Origin of the sequence: Rhodococcus sp. 05-2255-3B1 (assembly GCF_002258545.1) — a bacterium.
In the GTDB taxonomy this organism is placed as follows: domain Bacteria; phylum Actinomycetota; class Actinomycetes; order Mycobacteriales; family Mycobacteriaceae; genus Rhodococcoides.
This window is the reverse complement of sequence record NZ_NOZC01000031.1, coordinates 25,304-51,401: the sequence shown is the minus strand read 5'-3', so window position 1 is coordinate 51,401 and position 26,098 is coordinate 25,304. Positions and strand designations below refer to the sequence as shown.

Here is a 26,098-nt window from a genome sequence, read left to right as displayed (position 1 = left end):
GAACTATCGCAACACAATAGAGACAACGCTCACGAATGGGATGACCTAGTCTGCGATCGTGAACCCTTCCGCTGCCCGTTTGGTGCCGATGCGACCTCGTGATCCGAACGAGCCGCATCGCTCCGCGAGCCCACTCGAATTGTTCTTCGACCTGGTGTTCGTGGTGGCCGTCAGCATTGCGTCGGTTCAACTCCATCACGACCTCACCGAGAACCACATCGCCGACGGTTTGCTCGGCTATGCGCTCGTGTTCTTCGCGATCTGGTGGGCGTGGATGAACTTCACGTGGTTCGCGACGTCCTTCGACACCGACGACTGGCTGTATCGGACGCTGACCGTCGTACAGATGGCCGGGGTGTTGGTGCTCTCCGCAGGAATCGAATCGGCGTTCGTGGACCAGGATTTCACCATCGTGGTGATCGGGTACGTGGTGATGCGCGTGGCGATGGTGACTCAGTGGCTGCGGGCATCGCGAAGCCCCGAACATCGACAGACCGCGCTGACCTATGCGATAGGCATTGCGGGAGTGCAGGTTCTGTGGATTCTCTGGGTACTGCTGCTCGACGGCACCGCCGCGATCGTCGTGTTCGTCGTACTCGCGGGCGTCGAGATGTCGGTACCGCTGATCGCCGAGCGGCAGGGCACGACACCGTGGCATCCGCACCACATCACCGAACGCTACGGACTGTTCACACTGATTCTGCTCGGCGAATCCCTACTCGCGTCGGCCAACGCGATCATCGAGGCAATTCACGACGAGACCGCCCTCGCACCACTGATCTCGATCTCCGTCCTCACTCTCGTCGTCACCGCGAGCCTGTGGTGGGTCTACTTCTGGCCCCCGCATCACCGAGCGATCGGAAAATTCGGCAACTCGGTGATCTACGGCTACGCCCACTACTTCATCTTCGCGGCAGCAGGCGCGTTCTCGGCCGGCATCGAGGTCGAGATCGACGTACTGACCGAGCACAGCAAGCTCGGCGACACCGCCGCGTCGTTCACGGTCACGATCCCGATCGCGGTGTTCGTGTTCGGGGTCTGGCTGATCGCTATCCGTGCCCACGCCGATCGAGTGGTCAACGTCGTCGTCCCCACCGGTGCCGTGCTCGTGCTGTTCGACCCCGTCATTCCCATCCCGATCACCCTCACCGCCGTCGTGATGATCGTCGTCGTCGGCGTGCTCGTCGTACGCGGGCCGGCGCAGCCGGAGCATGAGAAACTGACCACATGAGTATCGGAACCTTGATTCTGCTTCGTCACGGCGAGAGCGAATGGAACGCGTCCAACCAGTTCACCGGTTGGGTGGACGTGCGACTGACCGAGAAGGGTGAGGCCGAGGGCAAGCGAGCGGGCCAGCTCCTCGCCGAGGCGGGCACCCTGCCCGACCTGCTGTACACCTCGCTGCTGCGTCGCGCGATCAGCACCGCCAACCTCGCACTCGACGCGGCCGACCGGCACTGGATACCCGTCGTCCGCGACTGGCGTCTGAACGAACGGCACTACGGCGCACTACAGGGACTGAACAAGGCCGAGACCAAGGACAAGTACGGCAACGAGCAGTTCATGCTGTGGCGTCGTAGCTACGACACCCCGCCGCCGCCCATCGAGATCGGCAGCGAGCACAGCCAGGACGCCGATCCGCGCTACGCCCATCTGGACAGCGTTCCGCTGACCGAATGCCTCGCCGACGTCGTCGAGCGCCTGATCCCGTACTTCGAGGAGACGATCGTCGCCGACCTCAAGGCAGGCAAGAACGTCCTCGTCGCCGCGCACGGCAACTCGCTGCGCGCTCTCGTGAAGTACCTCGACGAGATCTCCGACGCGGACATCGCCGAACTGAACATCCCCACCGGCATTCCGCTGCAGTACGACCTCGAGGAGGTCGACGGAAAGCTCAAGCCCACCAACCCGGGCGGCACCTACCTCGATCCGGAAGCAGCGGCCGCAGGCGCAGCTGCCGTGGCAAACCAGGGCGGCAAGTAGCGCCACCTCCCGCAAACCGACGTTTTGTCGTAACTGCAGGTGAACGATCGAAGAACACTGCCGACGGGGACTATGACGACCAGGGAAATGCCTGCACCCTGCGTATGTGAGCTGTCCATCGAACGTACGATTCCGGTGTGAGTGTCGCATCGGCCGTACTACTGGCTATCGCCGCGGCCTTCGTGGGATACCTCGTCGGCGGTGTTCTGATCCCGTACCTCAACACTCGACACTCGGAGCGTCGCCGAGCCAGCTCCGGCCTGACGATGTCGCAGGTACTGGACCTGATCGTCCTCGCATCGGAGAGCGGCATCGCCGTCGTCGACCAGTTTCACGACGTGGTGCTGTTCAACCCGCGCGCCGAGGAGCTGGGACTGGTGCGTAACCGTCTGATCGACGATCGTGCCTGGGAGACCGTTCTCAAGGTCCTGGCCGACGGAAACCCCGTCGAGGTCGACCTCAGCTCGAAGAACCCGAGAACCGGCCGCGACAAGATCGCCGTCCGCTGCGTCGCGCGCCTGCTGAGCAAGGAAGACAAGCGCTTCGTGGTGCTGTTCGCCGACGACGACTCGGAGCAGGTCCGGATGGAGGCGACGCGTCGGGACTTCGTCGCCAACGTCAGCCACGAACTGAAGACCCCCGTCGGCGCGATGAGCCTGCTGGCCGAGGCGCTGCTCGAATCGGCCGACGATCCGGACTCCGTCCGGCACTTCGGCGGCAAGGTCGTCGCCGAATCCAAACGGCTCGGCAACATGGTGACCGAACTGATCGCGCTCTCGCGACTCCAGGGAGCCGAGAAGCTACCCGACCTCGAGGTGGTCGACGTCGACACCGTCGTCAACGAGGCGATGGATCGATCCAAGCTCGCTGCCGAGAACGCCGGAATCTCCGTCACCACCGACCACCCGAGCGGCCTCGAGGTCCTCGGAGACCAAGCGCTGTTGGTGACGGCCCTGGCCAACCTCATCCAGAACGCCATCGCCTACTCCTCGGACGGCTCGCCCGTCTCGGTGAGCCGAGCTCTGCGCGGAGACAACGTGGCGTTCGCCGTCACCGACCGCGGCATCGGCATCGCCAAAGCAGACCAGGAACGCGTCTTCGAGAGATTCTTCCGCGTCGACAAAGCTCGGTCGCGGGCCACCGGTGGCACAGGCCTCGGCCTGGCCATCGCCAAACACGTCGCAGCCAACCACAACGGCAGCATCTCGCTGTGGAGCAAGCTGGGCACCGGATCCACCTTCACCCTCCAGATCCCTGCGTACTTCGAAGAAGAAGACGACGCTTCGGTTACAGAAAGAGAGAATCAGTGACCAACGTTCTGATCGTGGAAGACGAAGAGTCGTTGGCCGATCCACTGGCCTTCCTGCTCCGCAAGGAAGGCTTCGAGGCCACCGTCGTCGGAGACGGACCGTCGGCACTGGCGGAATTCGATCGCGCAGGAGCCGACATCGTGTTGCTCGACCTCATGCTCCCCGGCATGAGCGGAACCGACGTGTGCAAGCAATTGCGTTCGCGCTCAGGGGTTCCCGTCATCATGGTGACCGCACGCGACAGTGAGATCGACAAGGTCGTGGGGCTCGAACTCGGTGCCGACGACTATGTCACCAAGCCGTACTCGGCACGCGAACTCATCGCCCGCATCCGCGCAGTTCTTCGGCGCGGCTCCGACGCCGAGGTCGACGGTGGAGTCGACACCGGCGTGCTCGAAGCCGGACCGGTGCGCATGGACGTCGAACGCCACGTGGTGATGGTCGGATCCGAGCAGATCACGTTGCCGCTCAAGGAATTCGACCTACTCGAGTATCTGCTGCGCAACTCCGGTCGAGTGCTGACCCGCGGGCAGTTGATCGACCGCGTGTGGGGAGCCGACTACGTGGGCGACACCAAGACACTCGACGTGCACGTCAAGCGACTGCGCTCGAAGATCGAATCCGATCCGGCCAAGCCGGAACACCTGGTGACCGTGCGCGGACTGGGCTACAAGCTCGAGGGGTAGAGCCCGCGGCAGGTGAGCGCTGAGCCTGCGGCATGTGAGCGCTGAGCCCGCGGTCGTTCCGCGGGCTCCACTCCGGTCTTCGTAGTGGGCTACGAAGTTTCGCTCACGTGCGGCGCAGCCGCTCCGCCTCACGAGTGGCGGGATGCACCGCGATCAGACCGAGACCCCGGCGACGCTTGCACAGCGATGCCAGTTCGTCGTACGCAGCCTTGCCGAGCAGCTCGGTCAACTCCGGCTTGTAGGACTCGAACACCTGCTTCGATCCGACGTGCGCGTCGGGTGAGCCCGAGCAGTACCAGTGCAGATCGAGACCACCCTCGCCCCAGCCGCGTCGGTCGTACTCACCGATCGTGGTCTTGAGAATCTCGGAGCCGTCCGGCCGCGTCACCCAGTCCTGAGTACGCCGGATCGGCAGCTGCCAGCACACGTCGGGTTTGACCTCGAGCGGTTCGATGCCCTTGCGCAGTGCCATCGAGTGCAGCGCGCACCCGATTCCGCCCTCGAACCCGGGTCGGTTCTGGAAGATGCAGGCACCTTTGTAGCGCCGCGTACGCAGTGACTGCTCGTCGTCGAGATCGTCGTATTCGACGTACCCCTTCTTGCCGAGACCCTTGTCCATGAGCTGCCAGTCCTGGGGGGTGAGCAACTTCACCGACTCGTCGAGCTTGCGCTTGTCGTCGTCGTCGGACAGGAACGCGCCGTGGGAGCAGCACCCGTCGTCGGGCCTGCCCTCGACGGTTCCCTGACATGCCGGAGTCCCGAACACGCAGGTCCAGTTGGACAACAACCACGTCAGATCCGCGACGATGAGGTGTTCCGAATTGTCGGGGTCGGGGAACTCGACCCATTCTCGAGGGAAATCCATCTCGACCTCTGCAGCGAACGGCTGCTGCTCACGACCTGCTGTCACAAACGACGACGGTAGACCCAGTACCGTGGGCATGTGCGAATAGGGGTGCTCGACGTCGGTGCAGACGCGGCTCGAGTCAACTCCTCGAGGCAACTCGTAGCGTTCGTATCGCGGATCATGGCGGCCGACCGTGCAGAATCGGTAGGTGTCAGCGCCGACGGGTCGCCACAACTGGCGGCCGGGGCTCTGGTCGCGGAGGCGAGCATGCGGGCATCGACAACGGAGTCACTCGAGATATGCCCGTGGGCGCTGAAGGAAGGTTTGATGTTGAGGAAGCTGGACCCCGAAACCGACGGCGATCTGGTGGGGAGTTCGAGATGAGCGACACCAACCCGGAGGACACCGGACAGATCTCGGTTGCCGAACTCTTGGCCCGAAACGGTCAGAAGACGAACCTGAGCGCGGGCGGTCGCCGTCGCCGTGGCGTCAAGGGCGGCATCTCCGTCGCCGAGCTGACCGGTGAGATCCCCGTCGTTCGTGACGAGCCCGGCAACCGCAGCGCCCCGGTTGTCGAGACCCCGGCCCCCGACGAGCCCGAGCCCGAGACGTCCGACGTCGCTCCGGCAGCGCCGCAGAGCAACGATGCGGCCGAGGACGCTGCACCCGCCGCCGTCTCCTCGCGGCCACAGCCGGCTCGGCCGCAGAGCACTCGCCCCACCCCGTTCCAACCGGCAGGCAAGCGCGAGAAGCAGCAGCCGGAGCCGGAACTGTTGTCCGGTTCCACCACGGTTGCCGGTGACCTGCTGAACCGCTCGCACGACGACACCGAACGCGCCAGGCACCCGGTGGCACCGACGTCGGCTGCGACGCCGACGTCGGATCGGCTTCCGTACGGATCAACCGCGGCCGAGCAGAGTCGGACCCGCAAGCCGGTTGGCTTCCGCGCACCGCGGCAGGTCGAGGTGGCCGAGCCGAACACCGATGTCGCTCCGCGAGCAGCGGTCGTCGACGTCGACGACCTGACCAAGACCGTGGTGTCTCCGCGCCTCGCGCGCGTCGAGGACACCACAGCTGAGTCGGCGGGGGTCGAGACGTCCGCCGCCACCGAGGTCGTCGATCTCGTGAAGCCGGGGATCGACGACGAGCCGAAGACCGCGACCGACGTCGAGACCGACACGGCAACCGACGACGCACCGGACGCGGAGGCCGACAGCGCGACTGCGGCCTCGCGCACCGATCGACGGGCAGCGGCCGTCAAGGGCAAGGGCGGTGCCGTCCGGCAATGGCTGGTGCTGATCGGTCAGGCCGTGGTGTCGATCGCCGTCGGCGCGCTGCTGTTCAAGGGCTTCGAGCAACTGTGGGACGTGCTGCCGTGGGTCGCGCTGGTGCTGTCGGTGCTGGTCATCGTCGGGCTCGTCGCAGTGGTGAGAATTCTGCGGCGCACCGACGATCTGATGTCGATCGTCATCGCGATCGCCGTCGGTGTCTTCGTCACGCTCGGTCCGCTCGCCTTCCAGCTCAGTACCGGCTGAGCCGGCACGCCGATGGGTGCGCAGCGAATTCGGGTGGGACTGTCCACGGCCTCGGTCTACCCGCAGAACACCGAGGCGGCGTTCCGGTACGCGGCGGAGCTCGGGTACGACGGCATCGAGCTGATGGTGTGGGCCGAGTCGGTCAGCCAGGACGTCGACGCGGTGGCCGCGCTCTCGCGGGAGTACTCGGTGCCGGTGCAGGCCATCCACGCGCCGTGCCTGCTGATCTCGCAGCGAGTGTGGGGATCGGATCCGGTCGCCAAACTCGCCCGTTCGGTCGAGGCGGCCGAGAAGCTGGACTCGGCGACGGTCGTGGTGCACCCACCGTTCCGGTGGCAGCGCAAGTACAGCGACGGCTTCGCCGATCAGGTCGCCGAACTCGAAGCGAACTCCCACGTGGTGGTCGCCGTCGAGAACATGTTCCCGATGCGGGCCGACCGCTTCTTCGGGCGCAAGGAGAAATCCGCACAGCGACTCGAACGACGCGGTGGTCCGGGCGCAGCCCTGTCGGCGTTCTCGCCGTCGTACGACCCGACCGACGTCGGCCACGATCACTACACGCTCGACCTCTCGCACACCGCCACCGCAGGCTCGGACGCGCTCGAGATGCTCGACCGGATGGGCGAGGGCATCGCGCACCTGCATCTGGCCGACGGCCGGGGCGCATCGGTCGACGAGCATCTGATCCCCGGTCACGGCAGCCAGCCATGTGTCGAGGTGTGCACCGAACTGGTGCGCCGCGGCTTCGAGGGTCAGGCAGTGATCGAGATCAACACGCAGAACGCGCGCACGGTCCCCGAACGATCGTCGATGCTCGGACAAGCACTGCAGTTCTCCCGCGCACATCTGTCCTGAGGCCGCCGGTAAGTTGTCGTCAATGAGTTCCGCCAGCCCCTTCAAGGCCGCCACAACCCTGACCGCGCTCGAGGTCGACGCCGACACCGCATCGTTCGCGGGCGCGATCGACTCCACCTGGACCATCGGTCCCAAGGTGCACGGCGGCGCGATGCTCGCGGTCTGCGCCGCAGCAGCGCGTCAGCAGATCGTGAGGACCGACCCCGAGCAGGCCGAGATCCAGCCGCTCGCAGTGAGCGTCAGCTACCTGGCCGCACCCGATCCCGGTGAGGTAGCGCTGACGACCATCGTGCGCAAGCGCGGTCGCCAGGTCTCCCACGTCGACGTCGAGCTCACCCAGGCCGGACGCGTTGCCGTGCGGGCGGTGGTGACCCTCGGTCGTCCGGACTCCGACGAACCCCACCACGAGACACCGACGTCGTTGTCGTCGATGGCCGTCGAACCTCCCGCCGAGACACTCGCGGTGGCAGGCGATCATCCGATGGCGTCCATCGTGCACGTCGCCAAGGGCTGCGAGATGCGTATCGACGCATCGTCGGCGTCGTTCCTGACCGGTCAGCAGGGCGAGGCGGAGATTCGATTGTGGGTGCGCCCCTTCGCGGGCGACGAGGCCGACGTCGACACCGCCGTGCTGTTCGCGCTGATGACCGGAGACATCTCGGCCCCGGTGACCATGAACCGCGGAATGTTCGGTTGGGCTCCGACCGTGCAGCTGACGACCTACCTGCGACGCCGTCCGGCACCAGGGTGGCTGCGCGTGGCGGCGACCAGCACCGTCATCGGCAGCACCTGGTTCGAGGAGGACCACGTGGTGCTGGATTCGACCGGTGCCGTCGTGGTGCAGAGCAGACAGTTGGCGATGGTGCCGCGCTCGAACTGACATGGCAGGCTTGGCGTCCATGACGAGAATTGCAGTGATCGGCGGCGGACGGATCGGCGAGGCGTTGATTGCGGGACTCCTCGAGTCCGGCCACGCTGTGCGCGATCTGGTGGTCGCCGAGAAGTCCGAGGCCCGCGCCAAGGAGATCGCCGAGGAATTCGGAGTACTGACCACCACCGTCGGCGACGCATCCGAGGGTGCCGACGTGATCGTGCTGGCGGTCAAGCCGGCCGACGTCGAAGCGGCACTGAACGAGATCACGAAGATCGAACTCGACGGCGATCGCGAACAACTCATCGTCTCGCTGGCCGCAGGCGTCCCCACCGCCAAGTTCGAGCCCAAGCTCCCCGCCGGTTTCCCGGTCGTTCGGGTCATGCCCAACACCCCGATGTTGGTGGGGGAGGGCGTCAGCGTGTTGGCACCGGGCAAGTACGCCCGCACCGAGCACCTCGAACTGGTGCGCTCGATCCTCTCGGCCGTCGGCAAGGTGGTTGTGGTCAAGGAGAATCAGCTCGACGCCGTGACGGCCGTGTCCGGCTCCGGCCCGGCCTATTTCTTCCTGGTGGCCGAGGCCATGATCGACGCGGGAGTAGGCCTGGGATTGAGCCGCGACGTGGCATCGGCGCTCGTGGTTCAGACGATGGTGGGGTCGGGGGCGATGCTCGATCGCTCCGACGAGAGCGCGAGCGAGCTCCGATACGCCGTGACTTCTCCGGGCGGAACCACCGCCGCTGCGGTGCGCGAACTGGAGAGAAACGGCCTCCGAGCAGCGTTTTTCGATGCCCTCGGTGCCGCGAATGCCCGATCCGTTGAGATGGGCATCACAGCAGAATAAAAAATCTTTTCCCCACTCCCGTCGCAGTAACCCCATCTGTCCCTATAGGCTCGGGGGCAGCACGTGCGTGTCTGTTCGGCAGGAGGGGAAGCCTGCCGCATGAGACGTGCCGGAGGTATGTGGATTGATGGCGTCTATAAACAAGCCGTCCAAGGGTTCGTCCCCGGACGGTCAACCGGCTCTGGCCGGAACGCAGTTCCTCACGGTCGCCGAAGTGGCGACGCTGATGAGGGTTTCGAAAATGACCGTGTACCGGCTGGTGCACGGCGGAGAATTGCCCGCTGTACGAGTGGGTCGATCTTTTCGTGTGCACGCCAAGGCGGTCCACGACTATCTCGAGACCTCGTACTTCGACGCAGGCTAGTAGTGCACGTGGGGCCGGTTTCGTAAGTCCTGGTTCACACCGGTAAGATTGGCGCTCGTCGTGCCAGCCAGCTGGTGTGTAGCCGTGGGCGAGTACGTGGCCCCAGCGCCAGCTCGGTGACCGCAGCCCCAGGGCTTGGTTGTCAGGTAGGCGTACGCAAACGGCGTGCGCGAAAACGCTAGAGAAGAACGTGAGGACACCCGCATGGGTTCAGTGATCAAGAAGCGTCGCAAGCGCATGTCGAAGAAGAAGCACCGCAAGCTGCTTCGTCGTACCCGCGTGCAGCGCAGGAAACTCGGCAAATAAGCCTGCCGTCATCTGCTTCACGAAGAAGCCCGTCACCGTCGGTGGCGGGCTTCTTCCGTTCGAAGAACGGGCTTTGCTTCTCACCCACCCGGACACCTGCTGATCCAGTAGGCTTTGCAGCGGAACCGACGTTGGGGGTGCGCAGTGAGTCCGAGCGATCGTGGATCGACCGCGCCCCGAGTGGTCCTCGTGACCGGAGCGAGTCGATTCCTCGGCGGTTACCTCGTCACCAGGCTGGCCCAGAATCCGAACGTCGAGCGCGTCATCGCCGTCGACGCCGTGTCTCCGAGCAAGGATCTGCTGCGCCGGATGGGTCGCGCGGAATTCGTCCGCGCCGACATTCGTAATCCGCTGATCGGCAAAGTGATTCGCAATGCAGGCGTCGATACCGTCGTGCACGCAGCGACCGTCGCCAAGCCTCCGAAATCCGGTGGCCGCGCGACGATGAAGGACCTCAACGTCATCGGCGCGATGCAGCTGTTCGCGGTCTGCCAGAAGTCACCGACCGTCGAGAGGGTCGTGCTGCGTTCGTCGTCCTCGGTGTACGGCTGCAGCGCGAAGGACCCCGTGCAATTCACCGAGGAGATGAGTGCCCGACGCCCCCCGGGCGGTGCGTACGCGCGGGACACGATCGACATCGAGGGATACCTACGTGGCCTCGGCCGTCGACGACCGGACATCGCGGTGTCGATCCTGCGCATGGCACCGCTGATCGGTCCGCGACTGAACGGCACCATCTCGCGCTACATGACCTCGCCGCTGATCCCCAGCATCGTCGGTCGCGACGCCCGCATGCAGTTGCTGCACGAAGAGGACGCCCTGGCTGCGCTCGAGCGCGCCACTCTCGGCGGGTCGGCGGGCACGTTCAACATCGGAGCCGACGGCACGATCATGCTCTCCCAGGCGATTCGCCGAGCCGGCCGCGTTCAGGTGCCGGTACCGTTCCCGCTCTTCAAGAGCGTCGGCCGCGCCCTGATGGGCGGCATGATGCGCGAGTTCACCACCGAGCAACTCGACTACTTCCACTTCGGCTGCGGACTCGACACCACCCGCATGCGGTCCGTCCTGGGATTCGAGCCGCGGTGGACCACGGTTCAGGCATTCGACGACTTCGTCCGAGGCGCAGCGCTGCGGCCGGTCATCAGAACCGAATGGGTGGACAGCGTCGAGGATCGACTGGTCTCGGCCGTCGAGACAGGCGCGTCCACGGCGCGTGCACTGGCAGCACTGCCGCGTTCCGGAGCGGTGCGTAGTTCGGGAGGGGACGGGTGAGCGAAGTGGCCAAAGTGATTCCATTGCACGGCGGCACCTCGGGACGCTCGGCCCGAGCGGCTGCGGGCTCGCGTGAGCGGCACCCCTCCGCCTACACCGATCCCCGAGAGCCGACGCCGTTGCTGGACCCGGCGCCTGCCGCCGCATCGGCCGTGACGCCGTCGATACCGGCTCCACTGCTGTCGATGATCGACGACACCAAGTCCACGATCGTCGACCAGATCTCCTCGGTCGCCGAGTTCGTACGCAGGCGGCTGGCCGGTGACTACAGCGTCGACGAGTTCGGCTACGACCCGCACTTCGCCGACGCGATCTGGCTTCCGTTGCTGCGGCCGCTGTTCGACAAGTGGTTCCGCGTCGAGGTCAAAGGCATCGAGAACATTCCGTCCGACGGCGGCGCACTGGTCGTTGCCAACCATGCAGGCGTGGTGCCCGTCGATGCGTTGATGGCGTCGGTCGCCGTGCGCGATCACCACCCGGCGCACCGGCCCCTGCGAATGTTGGCCGCCGACATGGCATTCGAGATGCCCGGCGTCGGCACGATCGCCCGCAAGGCCGGGCACACGCTGGCCTGCAACCCCGACGCCGAGCGTCTGCTGCGTACCGGCGAGGTCGCCGCGGTGTTCCCCGAGGGGTTCAAGGGCATCGGCAAACCGTTCAGTGAGCGCTACAAGTTGCAGCGATTCGGCCGCGGCGGATTCGTCTCGGCTGCATTGCGGACGGGTGTGCCGATCATCCCGTGCTCCATCGTCGGCTCGGAGGAGATCTACCCCAAGATCGGCGACATCGCACCGCTGGCCCGACTGATGGGAATGCCCTACTTTCCGGTCACGCCCTTCTTTCCGCACCTCGGTCCGCTGGGTCTGATTCCGATGCCGTCCAAGTGGTACATCGAATTCGGCAAACCGATCCCCACCGACGGGTACGACTCCACCGCGTTCGAGGATCCGATGGTGCTGTTCGAGTTGACCGACCACGTCCGCGAGACCATCCAGCACACGCTGTATCGACTGCTTGCCAAGAGGCGCAACGTCTTCCTGGGTTAGACGCTCGGGTTACCCTGTGGCAGTGCATATCCGCGACACCACCGCTGCCGATCTACCCGAGATTCTCGACATCCACAACGATGCGGTCGCCAACACCACCGCCATCTGGGACGAGGAACAGGTCGATCTCGCCGATCGCACGGCCTGGTTCGAGGGCCGGATCGCCGCGGGATACCCGGTCCTCACCGCAGAGGTCGACGGACGGGTGGCCGGATACGCGTCGTACGGGCAGTGGCGGGTCAAGAGCGGCTATCGGCATTCGGTGGAACACTCGGTGTACATCCACCGAGACTTCTACCGTCGCGGACTGGCCAGTGCGCTCCTGAGCGAACTGATCGAGCGGGCGCAGGCGAGCGAGGTTCACGTGCTCGTCGGGTTCATCGAATCCGAGAACACCACCTCGATCGCACTGCACGAGAAACTCGGGTTCGTCACCGTCGGGCAGATGCCGCAGGTGGGCGTGAAGTTCGGTCGCTGGCTGGACCTGACGCTGATGCAGCTCACGCTCTGACTGTCGTCACCGGGATGGATCAGGACTTGCGACGGCCGATCACCGCGGCGAGCCCACCGCCCACCGCTCCCAGGGCCAACGCCGTGGGCACTCCGATCTTGGCTGCCTTGCGTCCGGTGCGGTAGTCGCGGATCTCCCAACCCCGGTTCTTGGCCAGCTCACGCAGGTCGGTATCGGGGTTGATCGCCACGGCGGTGCCGACCAGGGAGAGCATCGGCACGTCGTTGTGGCTGTCCGAGTACGCAGTGCAGCGCTTGAGGTTGAGACCTTCCCGCACCGCCAGCGAACGCACCGCGTGCGCCTTACCGATGCCGTGCAGGATGTCGCCGACCAGACGGCCGGTGAACACCCCGTCCTTGCTCTCGGCGACCGTTCCCAGAGCCCCGGTCAAGCCGAGGCGCTTGGCGATGATCTGGGCCAGTTCGAGAGGAGTGGCCGTCACCAGCCAGACCTGCTGACCGGCGTCGAGGTGTATCTGCGCGAGAGCCCGGGTACCGGCCCAGATCTTGTCGGCGATCAACTCGTCGTAGATCTCCTCACCGAGCCGGGTCAGCTCCGAGGTGGGACGGCCGGTGATGAACGAGAGCGCCTTCTCGCGGCCGCTGGCCACGTCCTCGCTGTTCTCCTTGCCGCTGACCCTGAATTTGACCTGCTGCCAAGCGAATTGGGCCAGATCGCCGCTGGTGAAGTACTTTCGCGCGGCCAACCCGCGAGCGAAGTGAATGATCGACGCGCCCTGCACCATCGTGTTGTCCACGTCGAAGAAGGCGGCAGCAGTCAGATCCCGCGGAACGGCCGCCTCGGACTCGATCTGCAACGCCAGGGCGGCATCGGCACTGGCCTGGCCTGCCACGTTGGCGCGGACCTCGGCGTCGGTCGGACCGAATGGATTGCGAATCCTGCGGATGCGGCGTTTGAACTGCTTGTCCTCGCTCGGATCGTTGGTATCGACCATGTCGATATCGGGCGTGTTCTCGATCGGCAGGTCTGTTCCCCCGTCGCTCACCATGTCCACCTCCCAGTCGAGTCGCTCGCCGCAAGCCTAGTCGGGGTCGTCCGGACGGCAGGCGAAGGGCAGTACTGCGCGCCCGTCGTTCGGCCCCCGATCGGACCGGGGACTGTGACCTTCGTCTCCGCCGAGCTCGTGTCACAGTGGATTCATGCAGACGACTCCCACCGGCGTGGCTCTTCTCACCCGCGCAGGCTGCCATTCCTGCACGCACGCGTTCGAGGTCTTGAGCGAGGTGTGCCGCGAATTCGACGTGCCGGTCACCGTCGTCGACGTCGACGAGGCGGCAGCGGAATCGCCTGACCTGCGTGCGGAGTACGGGGATCGAGTGCCCGTGGTGCTCCTCGACGGCATCGAACACAGTTACTGGGAGGTAGACGTGCCGCGGTTGCGAGCCGATCTCACCCGGGCAGGGCACCCTAAGAACGTGTGATTGCTCTCGCGTGTGCAGGTGAGGGCCGGTGTGCGCAACTTTGTTCATTCGTTCACAAGCAGTTACCGTGGTGTGAACAGCGTCCGTGAAATAGACACGAACGCAGGATCAGCGTGAAGACCGGCATCGACGCCGTTCGGACGAGGAGCCCCAGACGTGACCGAAGAGCGCCCGTCGCCCAGCGGCGTAGAGCGGGTCATCCCTCAGGCTACGGTCACCCGTCTGGCGACGTACCTGCGGGTCCTCTCCATCCTCGCAGACGAGGGCGTTCTCATCGTCTCCAGTGAAGAACTGGCCACCGCAGCAGGCGTCGGATCGGCCAAACTCCGCAAGGATCTGTCCTTTCTCGGCCCCAACGGCGTTCGCGGAGTCGGCTACGACGTGGCGCGCCTGCGCGCCAAGATCGACAGCGCACTCGGACTCGATCGCGGCCATCGCGTCGTCCTGGCCGGAGTCGGCAACCTCGGACAGGCGCTGGCCGGCTACGGCGGATTCGCCCGACGCGGCTTCACGATGGTCGGACTGTTCGACAACGACCCGGCGCGCGTCGGCATCGACATCGACGGACTGATCGTCCGGCACGTCGACGAACTCGTGGTCGCCTGCCGTGAACTCGAAGCCACCATCGGCGTCATCGCCACCCCCGACGAATCCGTGCACAGCGTCGCCGAGCAACTCGTCTCCGGTGGCGTCGAATCCATCCTGAGCTTCTCGCCGATGGTTCTCGACGTCCCCGAGCATGTCGAGGTGCGGCGCGTGGACCTGGCAGTGGAGATGCAGGTGCTCTCCTTCAACAGCTCCCGCAACGTCTCGGGACCGACCGACATCGACGGTCCGGCCATCGTCACCGCCCCCCGGCCGCAGCCGGTATCGCCGCCCCCGCTCACGTCCACGGCACGCCTCGGCCGCAGTCACGGCCCGCGCATCGCCGGCAATCCAAGCCCAGTCAACAGTTCGACAAGAAACGGATCGGTGATTGCACCGTGAGTGTCCTTCTCGTCGGGATTTCGCACCGTAGCGCTCCCGTCGCAGTTCTCGAGCGTGTCGCCATCACGGACACCGATCGCCCGAAACTGACCGACAAGCTGATGGCCAGCGGAAGCATCTCCGAGGTCATGGTGGTGTCCACCTGCAACCGGGTCGAGATCTACGCCGTCGTCGACGCCTTCCACGGCGCGCTGACCGCCGTCGGCGAAGTTCTCGGCGAACACTCAGGGCTCGAGATCGCGGACCTGACCAAGCACGCGTACGTCCGCTACAGCGAAGCCGCCGTCGAGCACCTCTTCGCCGTGGCCAGTGGCCTCGACTCGATGGTCATCGGCGAGCAGCAGATCCTCGGCCAGATCCGTTCGGCCTACGCCGCCTCGGACGGCCAGCAGGCCTCGGGCCGCGTGATGCACGAACTGGCTCAGCAGGCCCTGCGCGTGGGCAAGCGCGTGCACAGCGAAACCGGCATCGACGCCGCCGGAGCCTCGGTGGTCTCGGTCGCCCTCGACCGCGCCGCCGACAAGTTCGACGGCTCCCTCGCCGGCCGCAAGGCCGTCGTCCTCGGAGCCGGAGCGATGGGCGGCCTCGCCGTCGCCCACCTCGGCCGCGCAGGCATCGGCGCGCTGACCGTGGTCAACCGCACCCGCGAGCGAGCCGACCACCTGGCCGAGAACGCCGTCTCCAACGGGATCGCAGCAACCTCGGTCGCCATCGAGGACCTGGCCGACGCAGTCGCCGAGGCCGACATCCTCCTCACCTGTACCGGAGCGGTGGGGGCCGTGGTCTCCATCGCCGACGCCCACCTCGCGCTCGCCCGCCGCGGCTCGGATCGACCGTTGGTGATCTGCGACCTCGGTCTGCCGCGCGACGTCGACGCCGCGGTGTCGGGTCTGCCGGGCGTCACCGTCTTCGACATGGAGTCCCTGCAGCGCGATCCTGCTGCCGGTGCCGCAGCCAACGACGCGTCGGCCGCCCGCGAGATCGTATCCAGTGAACTCTCGGGTTACCTTGCCGGACAACGACTTGCCGAGGTCACCCCCACCGTCACGGCGCTGCGCCAGCGCGCTGCCGAGGTGGTCGAGGGAGAGCTGCTCCGTCTCGAATCGCGACTGCCAGGGCTCGACTCGCCGCAGCGCGACGAGGTGGCGCGCACCGTGCGCCGCGTCGTGGACAAGCTGCTGCATTCGCCCACCGTGCGGGTCAAGCAGCTCGCCAGCACACCGGGTGGAGATTCCTATGCCGCTGCGCTGCGGGAGTTGTTCGAGCTGAGCCCCGGCTCGGTCGATGCCGTCGCCACGCCCATGGAGATCGGCTCGCTGGAACTGGTGGACGATTTCACCGCCAGCCGCACCGATCTACGCTCGGACTCCTACCCCGGCGGAACCACCGGTCAGGAGCGTGCCGAATGACCGCCGTCGTCAAGATCGGTACTCGCGGAAGCCTTCTCGCGACCACCCAGGCCGACACGGTTCGGGTGGCCCTCGCGGCAGCCGGAGTCGAAGCGGAACTGGTGATCGTCAAGACCGCAGGCGACCTGTCTGCTGCTCCCGTGCAGACGATCGGCGTCGGCGTCTTCACCGCGGCGCTGCGTGAGGCACTGGCCGACGGCACCGTCGACATCGCGGTGCACTCGTACAAGGATCTGCCGACCGCGGCCGACGACCGGTTCACCATCGCCGCCATCCCGGCTCGCGAGGACCCGCGCGACGCCCTGGTGGCCCGTGACGGACTGGTACTCGGTGAATTGCCCGCCGACGCGAAGGTCGGCACGTCCGCCCCGCGTCGTATCGCTCAATTGCGCGCTCTCGGACAGGGATTGGACGTTCAGCCGTTGCGCGGCAACCTCGACACGCGGATCGGGAAGGTGGCGTCGGGTGAGCTCGACGCCGTCATCGTCGCCCGCGCCGGACTGGCCCGCATCGGCCGACTGGACCTGGTCACCGAAGCACTCGACCCGGTTCAGTTGCTTCCGGCACCCGCCCAGGGTGCGCTCGCCGTCGAATGCCGCGTCGAGGACACCGATCTCGCGGCGGCCATCGCCACCCTCGACGACGCGCACTCACGCGCCGCGGTAGCAGCCGAACGCGGACTGCTCGCCGAACTCGAAGCCGGCTGCACCGCCCCGGTCGGCGCGATCGCCGAGGTCGTCGAATCCATCGACGAGGACGGCCGAATCTTCGACGAACTGTCCCTGCGAGGCTGCGTCGCCGCCATCGACGGCAGCGACACCATCCGCGCGTCGATCGTCGGATCACCCGAGCGAGCCGAGGAGCTGGGCCGGGAATTGGCCCGCGAACTGCTCGATCTCGGTGCGCGCGAACTCGTTTCGGTCACCGAACCGGCACAGGCCGATTCTCGTCTACGGGGTGGATCTCATGTCTAGGGCCATAACGGCACCCGTCCGCGGACGCGCCAAACGCAAGGCGACCCGTCCCGTGGTGCGAAGAGAGTCGATCGCCACCGCTCGACTGATTCCGAAACGGGGCACCGCAACCCCGATAGAACTGCAGTACCCACACAAGACAGCACTGGAGAACAACCGATGAGCCCAGTCCGCAAGAACACCAACGGACGGATCCTGTTCGTGGGATCCGGGCCGGGTGACCCGGCTCTGCTCACGGTCCGGGCACGGGAAGTGCTCGGAGCGGCCGAGCTCGCATTCACCGATCCCGACGTCGACAAGGGCGTCACCGCCCTGGTCGGTGCCGACGTTCCGCGTGACCCGGAGACGGGCGAGAACGGTGTCGAGGTTCGTCCGGCACTCGGCGAACCGGCCGAGGTCGCCAAAACCCTTCTCGCCGAAGCCAAGAACGGCCACGACGTGGTTCGCCTGGTCTCCGGTGATCCGCTCACGACCGACTCGGTGATTGCCGAGGTCGGCGCCGTCGCACGCACGCACGTGCCGTTCGAGGTGCTCCCCGGCCTGCCCGCAGGATCGGCCGTGCCCAGCTACGCCGGAATGGCACTCGGCTCGGGTCACACCGAGGCCGACGTCCGAGGCGAGGTCGACTGGGCAGCTCTCGCCGCGGCCCCCGGCCCGCTGGTACTGCACGCAACATCGGGTCACCTGGCCGAAACCGCCAGTGCCCTCGTCGAACACGGCCTGGCACCGCAGACACCCGCGGCCATCACCGTCCGCGGCACCACCCGTCAGCAGCGCACCGTCGAGGCCACCCTCGCCACCCTCAACGACGCCGGATCCGAGCTCGTCGGATCCCTCGTCGTCACCGTCGGCAAGGTCGTCTCGGGTCGAAACAAGATGTCCTGGTGGGAATCTCGCGCACTCTACGGCTGGACCGTGCTGGTGCCTCGCACCAAGGATCAGGCAGGGGAGATGAGCGATCGCCTCGTCACCCACGGTGCCATCCCCATCGAGGTTCCGACCATCGCCGTCGAGCCCCCGCGCAGCCCGGCCCAGATGGAACGCTCCGTCAAGGGCCTGGTCGACGGTCGCTACCAGTGGGTCGTCTTCACCTCGACCAACGCCGTTCGTGCCGTGTGGGAGAAGTTCGAGGAGTTCGGCCTGGACGCTCGCGCGTTCTCCGGCGTCAAGATCGCCTGTGTCGGTGAGGCAACCGCGGCAAAGGTGCGCTCGTTCGGCATCAACCCCGAACTCGTGCCATCGGGTGAGCAGAGCTCGCTCGGACTGCTCGAGGACTTCCCGCCGTACGACGAGGTCTTCGACCCGGTCAACCGAGTCCTTCTGCCGCGCGCCGACATCGCCACCGAAACGCTCGCCGAGGGGCTGCGCGAACGCGGCTGGGAGATCGACGACGTCACGGCCTACCGCACCGTTCGGGCGGCACCGCCCCCCGCCGAGACCCGCGAGATGATCAAGACCGGCGGCTTCGACGCAGTGTGCTTCACGTCGAGCTCCACCGTCCGGAACCTGGTCGGCATCGCCGGAAAGCCGCACGCTCGCACCCTGGTGGCGTGCATCGGCCCCAAGACCGCCGAGACGGCCGTCGAATTCGGTCTGCGCGTGGATGTGCAGCCCGAGTCGGCACAGGTCGGACCGCTGGTCGAGGCTCTCGCCGAGCACGCGGCCCGCCTGCGGGCCGAGGGCGCACTGCCCCCGCCGCGCAAGAAGTCGCGCCGCCGGTAACTCGGCCGCCGATCTCACGCTCAGCACACCCGGTCCGTAAGGAGTTCGCTTGTTCCCCACCGACCGTCCCCGACGCCTGCGCCGCACCCCGGCACTGCGTCGACTCGTGGCCGAGACCTCGCTCGAGGCACGGCATCTGGTGCTGCCGATGTTCGTGGCCGACGGCATCACCGAGCCGCGGGCCATCGGCTCGATGCCGGGAGTGTTCCAGCACACGCTGGATTCGCTCAGTGCTGCCGCCGAGGAGGCCGTCTCGGCAGGCGTCGGCGGCGTCATGCTGTTCGGAGTACCGAGACCCGAGGACAAGGACGAAACCGGCTCCGGGGCAACCGACCCGGACGGAATCCTCAATCGCGGCCTGGCGCGGCTGAAGGCCGACCTCGGGGATTCGACGGTCATCATGGCCGATACCTGCCTGGACGAGTTCACCTCCCACGGGCACTGCGGAGTCCTGGGCGAAAACGGTTCCATCGACAACGACGCCACCCTGTTGCGGTACGTCGACATGGCCGTCGCACAGGCGGATTCCGGTGCGCATCTGCTCGGACCGAGCGGAATGATGGACGGGCAGGTCGGGGCCATCCGCGCCGGACTCGACGCTGCAGGCCACGTCGAGGTCGGTCAGCTGGCGTATTCGGCGAAGTACGCCTCGGCCTTCTACGGCCCGTTCCGCGAAGCAGTGGGGTCCTCGCTGCAGGGCGATCGCCGGACGTACCAGCAGGATGCGGCGAACCGCCGCGAGGCCACCCACGAGGTGGAACTCGATCTCGCCGAGGGTGCCGACATGGTGATGGTCAAGCCGGCGATGTCGTACCTCGACATTCTTCGCGACGTCGCCGAGATGTCACCGGTTCCGGTTGCGGCGTATCAGATCTCCGGGGAATATGCCATGATCACCGCCGCCGCTCAGAACGGGTGGATCGACCGCGACGCAGCGGTGCTGGAATCGCTCGTCGGCATTCGACGCGCCGGTGCCGATGTCGTACTGACCTATTGGGCTACCGAAGTGGCGGGCTGGTTGTGAACGAATTTCCTCCGAACAACAACCCGGACGGCACCAACCCAGACAGCAACAGGCCGGGTAACCCACCGCCGCAGCCGGATTGGCAGCGCTGGGAGCTCGAGCACGGGTTCCCGCAGACAGGACCGGAGCTCGAGCCGACCCCGCGTCCGGCGCCCGTCGACGTCGAGACCGCACGCCATCTGTGGTGGGGAGTGGCGCTGATCGGGGCGCTCTCGGCGCTGTTCTCGGTGTGGACGCTGTTCGGGGCGCGCGAGGAATTCGCGCAGTCCCTCCTCGACGACCTCGCAGCGCAGGACGCAGCCGCCGACATGACGGTGGAGTCCACGCAGTCGATGGTGACGGTGATGCTCGTCGTCACGGTGTTCGTCGTACTCGGTTTCGGGGCGCTGTTCCTGTTCTGGGTCAAGCGGATGCGCGCAGGCAAGATGTGGGCGCGCATGCTGCTCACCATCATCGGATCGTTCACCGTGTTCACCATGATCCTCGAACTGTTCGCCATTGCGTCGAGCGCAGGAGCGATGAACATCGTGATGAGTGTGCTCGGCATCGGCCAGGGAGTGCTGGCCGCCGGGGCGATCTACCTGATGCACCGTCGGGAATCCAACGAATACTTCGTCGCTTCGGGACGGCGGTAGTTTTCAGAACTCGATAATTTCGGGCGTGTTCGGGGCTGCGGTACGGGCTGTGTGACTAGCATCACTGTCGATATCGTCTCGAGTGATCGGAACCGACATGGCAGAGCACACCCCTGCAGCAGCGAGCATCACGCAGCCGACCGCAGCACCGGCCGTCGATCGCGAGCCCTGTCCCGCCGAGAGCGGTCGCCCCGGCTGGGCCCTGCTCGGGCTGCTGCTCGCCGTCTCGGCCGCCATCGCGATCATGGCACTGGGAATTTCTGCAGGCTGAGCACGTCGCGTCGGCGCGGAAATCTCTGCCGGCCGAACGCACAGCTCACCCCCGGTGGCAGGATGTCTGGCGTGAGCGCAGACACCGACACACCGATCGTCCGGCCCCGAGTGGTTTCCGCCGCCTACTGGCTGTGGCTGACCTCCGCGGTGCTGCTGATCGTCGTGTGCATGATCGCCCTGACGCTCCCCGCCGACCAGATCCGCGCGTCGTTCACCACCGGCGGTGCGACGGACGAACAGGTCGATTCCTTCCTGACGGTCTTTCGTGGACTCGGCGTGATCTTCGGTGTGGTCGGGCTGGCCGTCGGCCTGATGTCGGGCCTGGTCCGGAGCGGAGACCGCCGGTTCCGACGCGCCCTTGTCGCGCTGTCCGGAGCCACCGCGCTGCTGCTGACCTTCGCCGCGCTGGTGTTCCCGTTCGTGCTGCTGGTGATCACCGTCGCGCTGGTGGTCGCAGCGGTCCTGGTCTACCGGCCGTCGGCACGGGAGTGGTTCATCCGTGAGCAGTGATACCCCCATCGACGAGACCGTGCTCTTCCACGAGCCCGGTGGCCGGTGGCGGATGCTGGCCTGGGGGCCGGTGTTCTGCCTCGTGGTACTCGCGGTCGAGCTCGCATCAGGACCGGTGGTCCACTGGTTCGCTCTCGCTCTCTTCTCGCTGATTCTCGTCGGTTTCACGTACGTCCAGCTCCGCGCCGCGCGGATGCACGTCAGCGTCGAACTCACCACCCGTCGGCTGCGACAGGGAACCGAGACCGTCGACCTCGACGAGATCGACGACATTCTGCCCCCAGCCGAGTACGCCGACGGCGAATACGAGCCGAAGAAGTGGGAGACCGCGCGGGTACTCGGAGAGCTGTCGGGCGTCCCGCGCAAGCGGCACGGCATCGGGCTGCGGTTGGTGGGCGGCGGACTGGTGCAGGCGTGGGCGAAGGACGACGACGGTCTGCGCGCGGCTCTCGAAACGGCGAAGCGGGAGTACCTGTGAGGAAGTCCCTCGGGTGGGCGGAGTTGGTGCTGGCTCTGCTCGCGGTGATCGGAGCGGTGGCGTGCTGGAACGCCGGGGTGCGCACCACGCAGTTTCCCGCGGTTCCGGAGGTGTCCCCGGCGTATTCGGGGACGTTCTACTCGGGGTCCTGGATCGCGCTGGCCGCTCTTGCCGCCATCGTGGCCGGACTGTTGACGGTCGACGGCGTCCGGCGACTCGTGTCCGGAGGCGCACCCCCTACCGGGTAGGGGTATCATGGCGGACATGAGCAGCTACAGCGCCGAGCAGGACGACCTGCTGAAGCGATTGCGTCGTATCGAGGGCCAAGTGGCCGGGATATCGAGAATGGTCGCAGACGATCGCTACTGCATCGACGTTCTCACCCAGGTGTCCGCGGTGACCAAAGCTCTGCAGTCGGTGTCGTTGAAGCTGCTCGACGCCCACCTCGCTGGATGCGTGGTGGAAGCCGCGAAACACGGCGGACCCGAGGCGGACGCGAAAGTGAAAGAGGCCTCCGAGGCCATCGCGCGCCTGGTTCGTTCCTGACTCGAGAGGGAAGAGTGAAGATGCAGACGACATATTCGGTCCAGGGCATGACGTGCGAGCACTGCGCCGCATCGGTGACGGAAGAGGTATCGGAGATCTCGGGAGTCACCGGCGTCGACGTCGATGTGGATTCCGGTGCGGTCGTGGTGAGCAGCGATTCGACGCTCGACACCGCGGCGGTGGACGCCGCAGTCGCCGAAGCCGGGTATCGACTGGTGTCCTGACACACTCGGTCGGTGGTTCGGAAGTCGCGAAAACGGTGATACCGGAAAAATGGGACTCATCGAACATCGTCAGGAGCGCTCGTGAAGAAACCTGTCACCGGCGCAGCCGTCCTCGCCATGAGCGTCGCCCTGCTGGCGGCCTGTTCTGCGGACACCACCGACCAGGGCAGTAGCGCAGAGCCGAGCGAGTCGTCCGCGACCGCGTCGCAGAGCTCTTCCGACGCTGCTCCCTCCCCGGCCGCGCCTGCCGGGCCGCTACCGAACCTGTCGGTCACCACCGTGCTCGATGGCCTCGACAAACCGTGGGACGTGGTGGTCGCTCCCGATGGAACGGTGCTGACGGGGGAGCGCTCCGGCCGGTTCGTCATCCGCGACTCGGCCGGAGTCCAGCGTGAACTGAATGCGGACCTCGGCGATCTCTACGCCGCCGGTGAGACCGGACTGATGGGGATCGCACTGGCTACCGATTTCGCTGCGTCGCGAACGATCTACACCTGTCAGGGTGTGCGCGGCGACGACGGTAACCACATCGGCGTGATGTCGTGGACCGTGGACCCGCAGTGGACGGCCCTCACGCGCACCGGCACCCTCGTCGACGACATTCCCGTTGCCGACGGCGGGCGTCACGGTGGCTGCCGCATCCTGGCCCATCCCGACGGCACGCTGTACATCGGCACCGGGGACACGGCGAGCCCCACTGTTCCTCAGGATCGAAACTCGCTGGGCGGCAAGGTGTTACACGTCAACGCAGACGGCACCGCCGCAGCCGATGCCCCGGATCGGATCTTCACTCTCGGTCATCGCAATGTGCAGGGATTGGCGATCCGTCCCGGAACCGACCAGATCTTCGAGGTCGAGCAGGGGACGAGCCGAGACGACGAGCTGAACCTGTTGGTGCCGGGCGGCAACTACGGTTACCGCCCCGATCGACGGTCGTCGGTCTACGACGAATCGGTACCCATGACCGACCCCGACCGGGTTCCCGGTGCCCTGCCCGCAGTGTGGAGTTCGGGTGATCCCACCATCGCCACCCCCGACGTCACGTTCACCGACGGTGAGCAGTGGGGTTCCTGGAACGGTGCGGCGGTGATCTCGAGTCAGCAGGGCGAGAAGCTCGTCTTCCTGGCACTGTCGGACGACGGAACCGAGTACGTCGCCGAGGCCGAGGCGCTGGAGGGCACGTACGGCAGGCTGCGGTCGCTGACCCCCTTCGGCAGCGACGGCGGCTTCCTGCTCACCACCGACAACGGCTCCGACGACCAGGTGCTGCTCGTCACCCCCGAGGTCGGCTGACCAGGGGTTGCCGCCATTACGTGGGACCGGGGATTGCCGTGGATTCGTTCTGCTGCCGGGAACCGAATCGCGTCATGAGTCGGCGGTTTGCCCGAAGAGTGTGTTTAAGATCATGTGATACCGGTCATATCGGGCCGGTCGCGGATCGTCGTCAGGAGTGTGGATGAACAAGCTGGTGTCCAGTTCCGGAGTGATCGCTGCCAGCGTCTTCCTGACGCTTGCCGGTACGACCAGCGCGACGGCGCAGGCCGACCCGCTCCCCGATCTGACGGTCACCACCGTGCTCGACGGACTCGCCAAGCCGTGGGATGCGGTGGTCGCACCGGACGGAACGGTGCTGACGGGTGAACGCTCGGGACGGTTCGTGATCCGCGACGTCGGCGGTGCCACCCGCGAACTCGCCGCGGACCTCGACGACCTGTACGCGTCCGGCGAGACGGGCCTGATGGGCATAGCTCTCGCGACGGATTTCGCCGCATCCAGAACCATCTACACGTGCCAGGGTGTGCAGGGCGGCAGTAGTGGCGGTACCGGTAGCGCCGGAACCGGAAGTGCGGGAGGCGCGAGCGAGAACCACATCGCCGTGCTCTCGTGGACCGTGGATCCGGAGTGGACCGCTCTGACCCGCACCGGCACCCTCGTCGACGACATTCCCGTTGCCGACGGCGGTCGTCACGGTGGCTGCCGCATCCTGGCCCACCCCGACGGCACCCTGTACGTCGGCACCGGAGACACGGCGACGCCGACGGTTCCGCAGGATCGGAACTCGTTGGGCGGCAAGGTGTTACATATCAATGCAGACGGCACCGCCGCCGCCGACGCCCCGGATCGCATCTTCACTCTGGGACATCGGAACGTGCAGGGCCTGGCGATCCGACCCGGCACCGGTCAGATCTACGAGGTGGAGCAGGGCACGGCCCGAGACGACGAGCTGAACCTGCTGGTGCCCGGCGGCAACTACGGCTACCGCCCCGATCGACTCCCGTTCATCTACGACGAGTCGGTACCGATGACCGATCCGACCCGCGTGCCCGGTGCACTCGCCGCCGTGTGGAGCTCGGGTAGTCCCACCATCGCCACGCCCGGTCTGACCTTCGCGAACGGCGCGGGATGGGGTTCCTGGAACGGGGCCGCGGTGATCTCGAGTCAGCAGGGCGAGAAGCTGACGTTTCTGAAGCTGTCCGAGGACGGCACGGAATACGTCGACGAGGCCGACGCCCTGGTGGGTACGTACGGTCGACTGCGCTCGCTCACCAGCTTCGGCGACGACGGCGCATTCCTCCTGACCACCGACAACGGATCGGACGACAAGGTCCTGCTGGTCACCCCCGCTGCCGACTGATGTGCGGCCCCGAGGTCATCGAGACCGTTCACCGCAGAATCGGCCGTAGGGCGCTGTTCGGATCGTTGGGAGCCGCCGCGTTGACCGTTGCGACGGCCGGGGCGGTGCGCGCCGAACCCGTTATCGGTTCGGCGATTCCGGCGGGCCGCCTTGTCGATCTGACCCACACCCTGAGCCCGACGTTCCCGGTGTGGCCGGGCAGCGAACCGTTCACGATGCGGCCGGTCGCCGCCTACGAACTGGGCGGGTTCCTGGTGAACGAACTCTCGTACTGGGAGCACACGGGAACGCACATCGATGCCCCGGCGCACCGCATTCGGGGCGGCGCGACGGCCGACATCCTGCCCCTCGAGGATCTGATCGCACCGCTGGTGGTGGTGGACATCTCCGCCCGGGCCGCGTCCGACCCCGAGGCCGTGGTGACGATCGGGGACATCGCGCAGTGGGAGCGCGAGCACGGCCGGATTCCGGACCGCGCGTTGGTGGTGATGCACAGTGGCTGGCAGAACAGGCTGGCCGAACGTGCGGCCCCCGGCTTCGGCGCGGACGCGGCGCAGCTGCTGGTACGCGAGCGGGGCATCGTCGGAATCGGAGTGGACACCCTGAGCCTCGACCGGATGAACGACCGCGAATACCCGGCTCACACAGCGGTTCTCGGGGCAGGCCGATACGGAGTCGAGGCACTGGCGAATCTGGACGCGGTGCCCCCGGCAGGGGCGACGGTCGTCGTCGGCGCACCGAAGCACGCAGGCGCGACCGGCGGTCCCTGCCGGGTCTTCGCAGTGACTCCCGGCTGAACCCGGCTACGC

The 26,098-nt window shown here is 66.5% G+C and carries 32 protein-coding genes and 1 pseudogene; 31 read left to right on the top strand and 2 right to left on the bottom strand.

Annotated features, from left to right (window positions below; genetic code table 11):
* The first annotated feature begins 88 nt into the window (after nucleotides 1–88).
* The 4 genes from CH249_RS17585 (at nucleotide 89) to CH249_RS17570 (ending at nucleotide 3,979) form a co-directional block, all read left to right on the top strand.
* The gene (locus CH249_RS17585; RefSeq protein ID WP_094681918.1) at nucleotides 89–1,231 is read left to right on the top strand and encodes a low temperature requirement protein A; all 1,143 of its coding nucleotides are present in this window, start codon (nucleotides 89–91) and stop codon (nucleotides 1,229–1,231) included.
* Nucleotides 1,228–1,983 carry a phosphoglyceromutase gene (locus CH249_RS17580; RefSeq protein WP_094646857.1) on the top strand — a complete coding sequence of 252 codons (756 nt, stop codon included), beginning with the start codon at nucleotides 1,228–1,230 and terminating at the stop codon, nucleotides 1,981–1,983. The genes CH249_RS17585 and CH249_RS17580 overlap by 4 nt, the downstream gene beginning before the upstream one ends.
* A 137-nt stretch (nucleotides 1,984–2,120) precedes the next feature.
* Nucleotides 2,121–3,293, top strand: a complete 1,173-nt coding sequence (locus CH249_RS17575; RefSeq protein WP_032393873.1) for a cell wall metabolism sensor histidine kinase WalK — start codon at nucleotides 2,121–2,123, stop codon at nucleotides 3,291–3,293.
* Nucleotides 3,290–3,979: a response regulator transcription factor gene (locus CH249_RS17570; RefSeq protein WP_032393874.1), complete on the top strand. Its 690-nt coding sequence runs from the start codon at nucleotides 3,290–3,292 to the stop codon at nucleotides 3,977–3,979. Before CH249_RS17575 ends, CH249_RS17570 begins: the two co-directional genes overlap by 4 nt.
* 103 nt (nucleotides 3,980–4,082) lie before the next feature.
* Here the strand turns inward: CH249_RS17570 and CH249_RS17565 are convergent, their stop codons facing one another.
* A complete protein-coding gene (locus CH249_RS17565) occupies nucleotides 4,083–4,844 on the bottom strand; it encodes a hypothetical protein (RefSeq protein WP_179272857.1) in 762 nt (253 codons plus the stop codon).
* Nucleotides 4,845–4,955: 111 nt separating this feature from the next.
* On the opposite strand from CH249_RS17565, the pseudogene CH249_RS17560 reads away from it, so the two are divergent.
* The 10 genes and pseudogenes from CH249_RS17560 to CH249_RS17515 form a co-directional block, all read left to right on the top strand.
* Nucleotides 4,956–5,210, top strand: a pseudogene (locus tag CH249_RS17560) (hypothetical protein); the annotation flags it as partial.
* A complete protein-coding gene (locus tag CH249_RS17555) occupies nucleotides 5,207–6,361 on the top strand; it encodes a hypothetical protein (protein WP_094681917.1) in 1,155 nt (384 codons plus the stop codon). The pseudogene CH249_RS17560 and the gene CH249_RS17555, both read left to right, overlap by 4 nt.
* A gap of 12 nt (nucleotides 6,362–6,373) precedes the next feature.
* Entirely contained in the window at nucleotides 6,374–7,216 is an 843-nt protein-coding gene (locus CH249_RS17550; RefSeq protein ID WP_094629733.1) for a sugar phosphate isomerase/epimerase, read from the top strand.
* Between the two features lie 22 nt (nucleotides 7,217–7,238).
* Nucleotides 7,239–8,096 carry a thioesterase family protein gene (locus CH249_RS17545; RefSeq protein WP_094629732.1) on the top strand — a complete coding sequence of 286 codons (858 nt, stop codon included), beginning with the start codon at nucleotides 7,239–7,241 and terminating at the stop codon, nucleotides 8,094–8,096.
* Nucleotides 8,097–8,115: 19 nt separating this feature from the next.
* The gene (proC, locus tag CH249_RS17540; RefSeq protein ID WP_094681989.1) at nucleotides 8,116–8,931 is read left to right on the top strand and encodes a pyrroline-5-carboxylate reductase; all 816 of its coding nucleotides are present in this window, start codon (nucleotides 8,116–8,118) and stop codon (nucleotides 8,929–8,931) included.
* A gap of 127 nt (nucleotides 8,932–9,058) precedes the next feature.
* Nucleotides 9,059–9,295 (top strand): helix-turn-helix domain-containing protein, encoded by a 237-nt coding sequence (locus CH249_RS17535; RefSeq protein ID WP_008713658.1) that lies wholly within the window; start codon nucleotides 9,059–9,061, stop codon nucleotides 9,293–9,295.
* Nucleotides 9,296–9,499: 204 nt separating this feature from the next.
* Entirely contained in the window at nucleotides 9,500–9,601 is a 102-nt protein-coding gene (locus CH249_RS17530) for a 30S ribosomal protein bS22 (protein ID WP_003402602.1), read from the top strand.
* 144 nt (nucleotides 9,602–9,745) lie between these two features.
* Entirely contained in the window at nucleotides 9,746–10,873 is a 1,128-nt protein-coding gene (locus CH249_RS17525) for an NAD-dependent epimerase/dehydratase family protein (RefSeq protein WP_256988362.1), read from the top strand.
* Complete coding sequence (locus CH249_RS17520; RefSeq protein ID WP_094629731.1) at nucleotides 10,870–11,919, top strand: lysophospholipid acyltransferase family protein; 1,050 nt, start codon at nucleotides 10,870–10,872, stop codon at nucleotides 11,917–11,919. The genes CH249_RS17525 and CH249_RS17520 overlap by 4 nt, the downstream gene beginning before the upstream one ends.
* A 22-nt stretch (nucleotides 11,920–11,941) precedes the next feature.
* Nucleotides 11,942–12,430, top strand: coding sequence for a GNAT family N-acetyltransferase (locus CH249_RS17515; RefSeq protein WP_032394167.1), 489 nt, complete (start codon nucleotides 11,942–11,944; stop codon nucleotides 12,428–12,430).
* Between the two features lie 19 nt (nucleotides 12,431–12,449).
* Here CH249_RS17515 and CH249_RS17510 read toward each other — a convergent pair whose 3' ends face one another.
* Nucleotides 12,450–13,385 (bottom strand): HAD family phosphatase, encoded by a 936-nt coding sequence (locus CH249_RS17510; protein ID WP_256988370.1) that lies wholly within the window; start codon nucleotides 13,383–13,385, stop codon nucleotides 12,450–12,452.
* A 205-nt stretch (nucleotides 13,386–13,590) separates the two neighbouring features.
* Here CH249_RS17510 and CH249_RS17505 point away from each other — a divergent pair, with 205 nt between their 5' ends.
* The 17 genes from CH249_RS17505 to CH249_RS17430 all read left to right on the top strand — a co-directional run bounded on the left by CH249_RS17505 (nucleotide 13,591) and on the right by CH249_RS17430 (nucleotide 26,086).
* A complete protein-coding gene (locus CH249_RS17505; RefSeq protein WP_032393880.1) occupies nucleotides 13,591–13,872 on the top strand; it encodes a glutaredoxin family protein in 282 nt (93 codons plus the stop codon).
* Nucleotides 13,873–14,028: 156 nt separating this feature from the next.
* On the top strand, nucleotides 14,029–14,859 hold the full coding sequence (locus CH249_RS17500) for a redox-sensing transcriptional repressor Rex (RefSeq protein WP_094681916.1): 831 nt from the start codon (nucleotides 14,029–14,031) through the stop codon (nucleotides 14,857–14,859).
* Nucleotides 14,856–16,268 carry a glutamyl-tRNA reductase gene (locus CH249_RS17495; protein WP_032393882.1) on the top strand — a complete coding sequence of 471 codons (1,413 nt, stop codon included), beginning with the start codon at nucleotides 14,856–14,858 and terminating at the stop codon, nucleotides 16,266–16,268. The genes CH249_RS17500 and CH249_RS17495 overlap by 4 nt, the downstream gene beginning before the upstream one ends.
* Complete coding sequence (gene hemC, locus CH249_RS17490; protein WP_094681915.1) at nucleotides 16,265–17,242, top strand: hydroxymethylbilane synthase; 978 nt, start codon at nucleotides 16,265–16,267, stop codon at nucleotides 17,240–17,242. Before CH249_RS17495 ends, hemC begins: the two co-directional genes overlap by 4 nt.
* Complete coding sequence (locus CH249_RS28005) at nucleotides 17,235–17,405, top strand: hypothetical protein (protein ID WP_156516050.1); 171 nt, start codon at nucleotides 17,235–17,237, stop codon at nucleotides 17,403–17,405. Before hemC ends, CH249_RS28005 begins: the two co-directional genes overlap by 8 nt.
* Nucleotides 17,402–18,964 carry a bifunctional uroporphyrinogen-III C-methyltransferase/uroporphyrinogen-III synthase gene (locus CH249_RS17485; protein ID WP_032393884.1) on the top strand — a complete coding sequence of 521 codons (1,563 nt, stop codon included), beginning with the start codon at nucleotides 17,402–17,404 and terminating at the stop codon, nucleotides 18,962–18,964. The genes CH249_RS28005 and CH249_RS17485 overlap by 4 nt, the downstream gene beginning before the upstream one ends.
* Nucleotides 18,965–19,013: 49 nt before the next feature.
* A complete protein-coding gene (hemB, locus tag CH249_RS17480) occupies nucleotides 19,014–19,988 on the top strand; it encodes a porphobilinogen synthase (RefSeq protein WP_094629729.1) in 975 nt (324 codons plus the stop codon).
* Nucleotides 19,985–20,623 (top strand): hypothetical protein, encoded by a 639-nt coding sequence (locus CH249_RS17475; RefSeq protein WP_094629728.1) that lies wholly within the window; start codon nucleotides 19,985–19,987, stop codon nucleotides 20,621–20,623. Before hemB ends, CH249_RS17475 begins: the two co-directional genes overlap by 4 nt.
* Nucleotides 20,624–20,720: 97 nt before the next feature.
* Nucleotides 20,721–20,894 (top strand): hypothetical protein, encoded by a 174-nt coding sequence (locus CH249_RS28000; protein WP_155290783.1) that lies wholly within the window; start codon nucleotides 20,721–20,723, stop codon nucleotides 20,892–20,894.
* Between the two features lie 71 nt (nucleotides 20,895–20,965).
* The gene (locus CH249_RS17465; RefSeq protein WP_094681914.1) at nucleotides 20,966–21,406 is read left to right on the top strand and encodes a hypothetical protein; all 441 of its coding nucleotides are present in this window, start codon (nucleotides 20,966–20,968) and stop codon (nucleotides 21,404–21,406) included.
* Between the two features lie 52 nt (nucleotides 21,407–21,458).
* Nucleotides 21,459–21,884: a hypothetical protein gene (locus CH249_RS17460; RefSeq protein WP_045200992.1), complete on the top strand. Its 426-nt coding sequence runs from the start codon at nucleotides 21,459–21,461 to the stop codon at nucleotides 21,882–21,884.
* A complete protein-coding gene (locus CH249_RS17455) occupies nucleotides 21,881–22,132 on the top strand; it encodes a hypothetical protein (protein WP_256980464.1) in 252 nt (83 codons plus the stop codon). The genes CH249_RS17460 and CH249_RS17455 overlap by 4 nt, the downstream gene beginning before the upstream one ends.
* 16 nt (nucleotides 22,133–22,148) lie before the next feature.
* Entirely contained in the window at nucleotides 22,149–22,430 is a 282-nt protein-coding gene (locus CH249_RS17450) for a metal-sensitive transcriptional regulator (protein WP_032393890.1), read from the top strand.
* Between the two features lie 20 nt (nucleotides 22,431–22,450).
* The gene (locus CH249_RS17445; protein WP_094646896.1) at nucleotides 22,451–22,654 is read left to right on the top strand and encodes a heavy-metal-associated domain-containing protein; all 204 of its coding nucleotides are present in this window, start codon (nucleotides 22,451–22,453) and stop codon (nucleotides 22,652–22,654) included.
* A gap of 117 nt (nucleotides 22,655–22,771) precedes the next feature.
* Nucleotides 22,772–23,947 (top strand): PQQ-dependent sugar dehydrogenase, encoded by a 1,176-nt coding sequence (locus tag CH249_RS17440; RefSeq protein ID WP_094681986.1) that lies wholly within the window; start codon nucleotides 22,772–22,774, stop codon nucleotides 23,945–23,947.
* Between the two features lie 163 nt (nucleotides 23,948–24,110).
* Entirely contained in the window at nucleotides 24,111–25,289 is a 1,179-nt protein-coding gene (locus CH249_RS17435; protein ID WP_094681912.1) for a sorbosone dehydrogenase family protein, read from the top strand.
* Nucleotides 25,289–26,086, top strand: coding sequence for a cyclase family protein (locus CH249_RS17430; RefSeq protein WP_094681911.1), 798 nt, complete (start codon nucleotides 25,289–25,291; stop codon nucleotides 26,084–26,086). The genes CH249_RS17435 and CH249_RS17430 overlap by 1 nt, the downstream gene beginning before the upstream one ends.
* The last annotated feature ends 12 nt before the right edge of the window (nucleotides 26,087–26,098 follow it).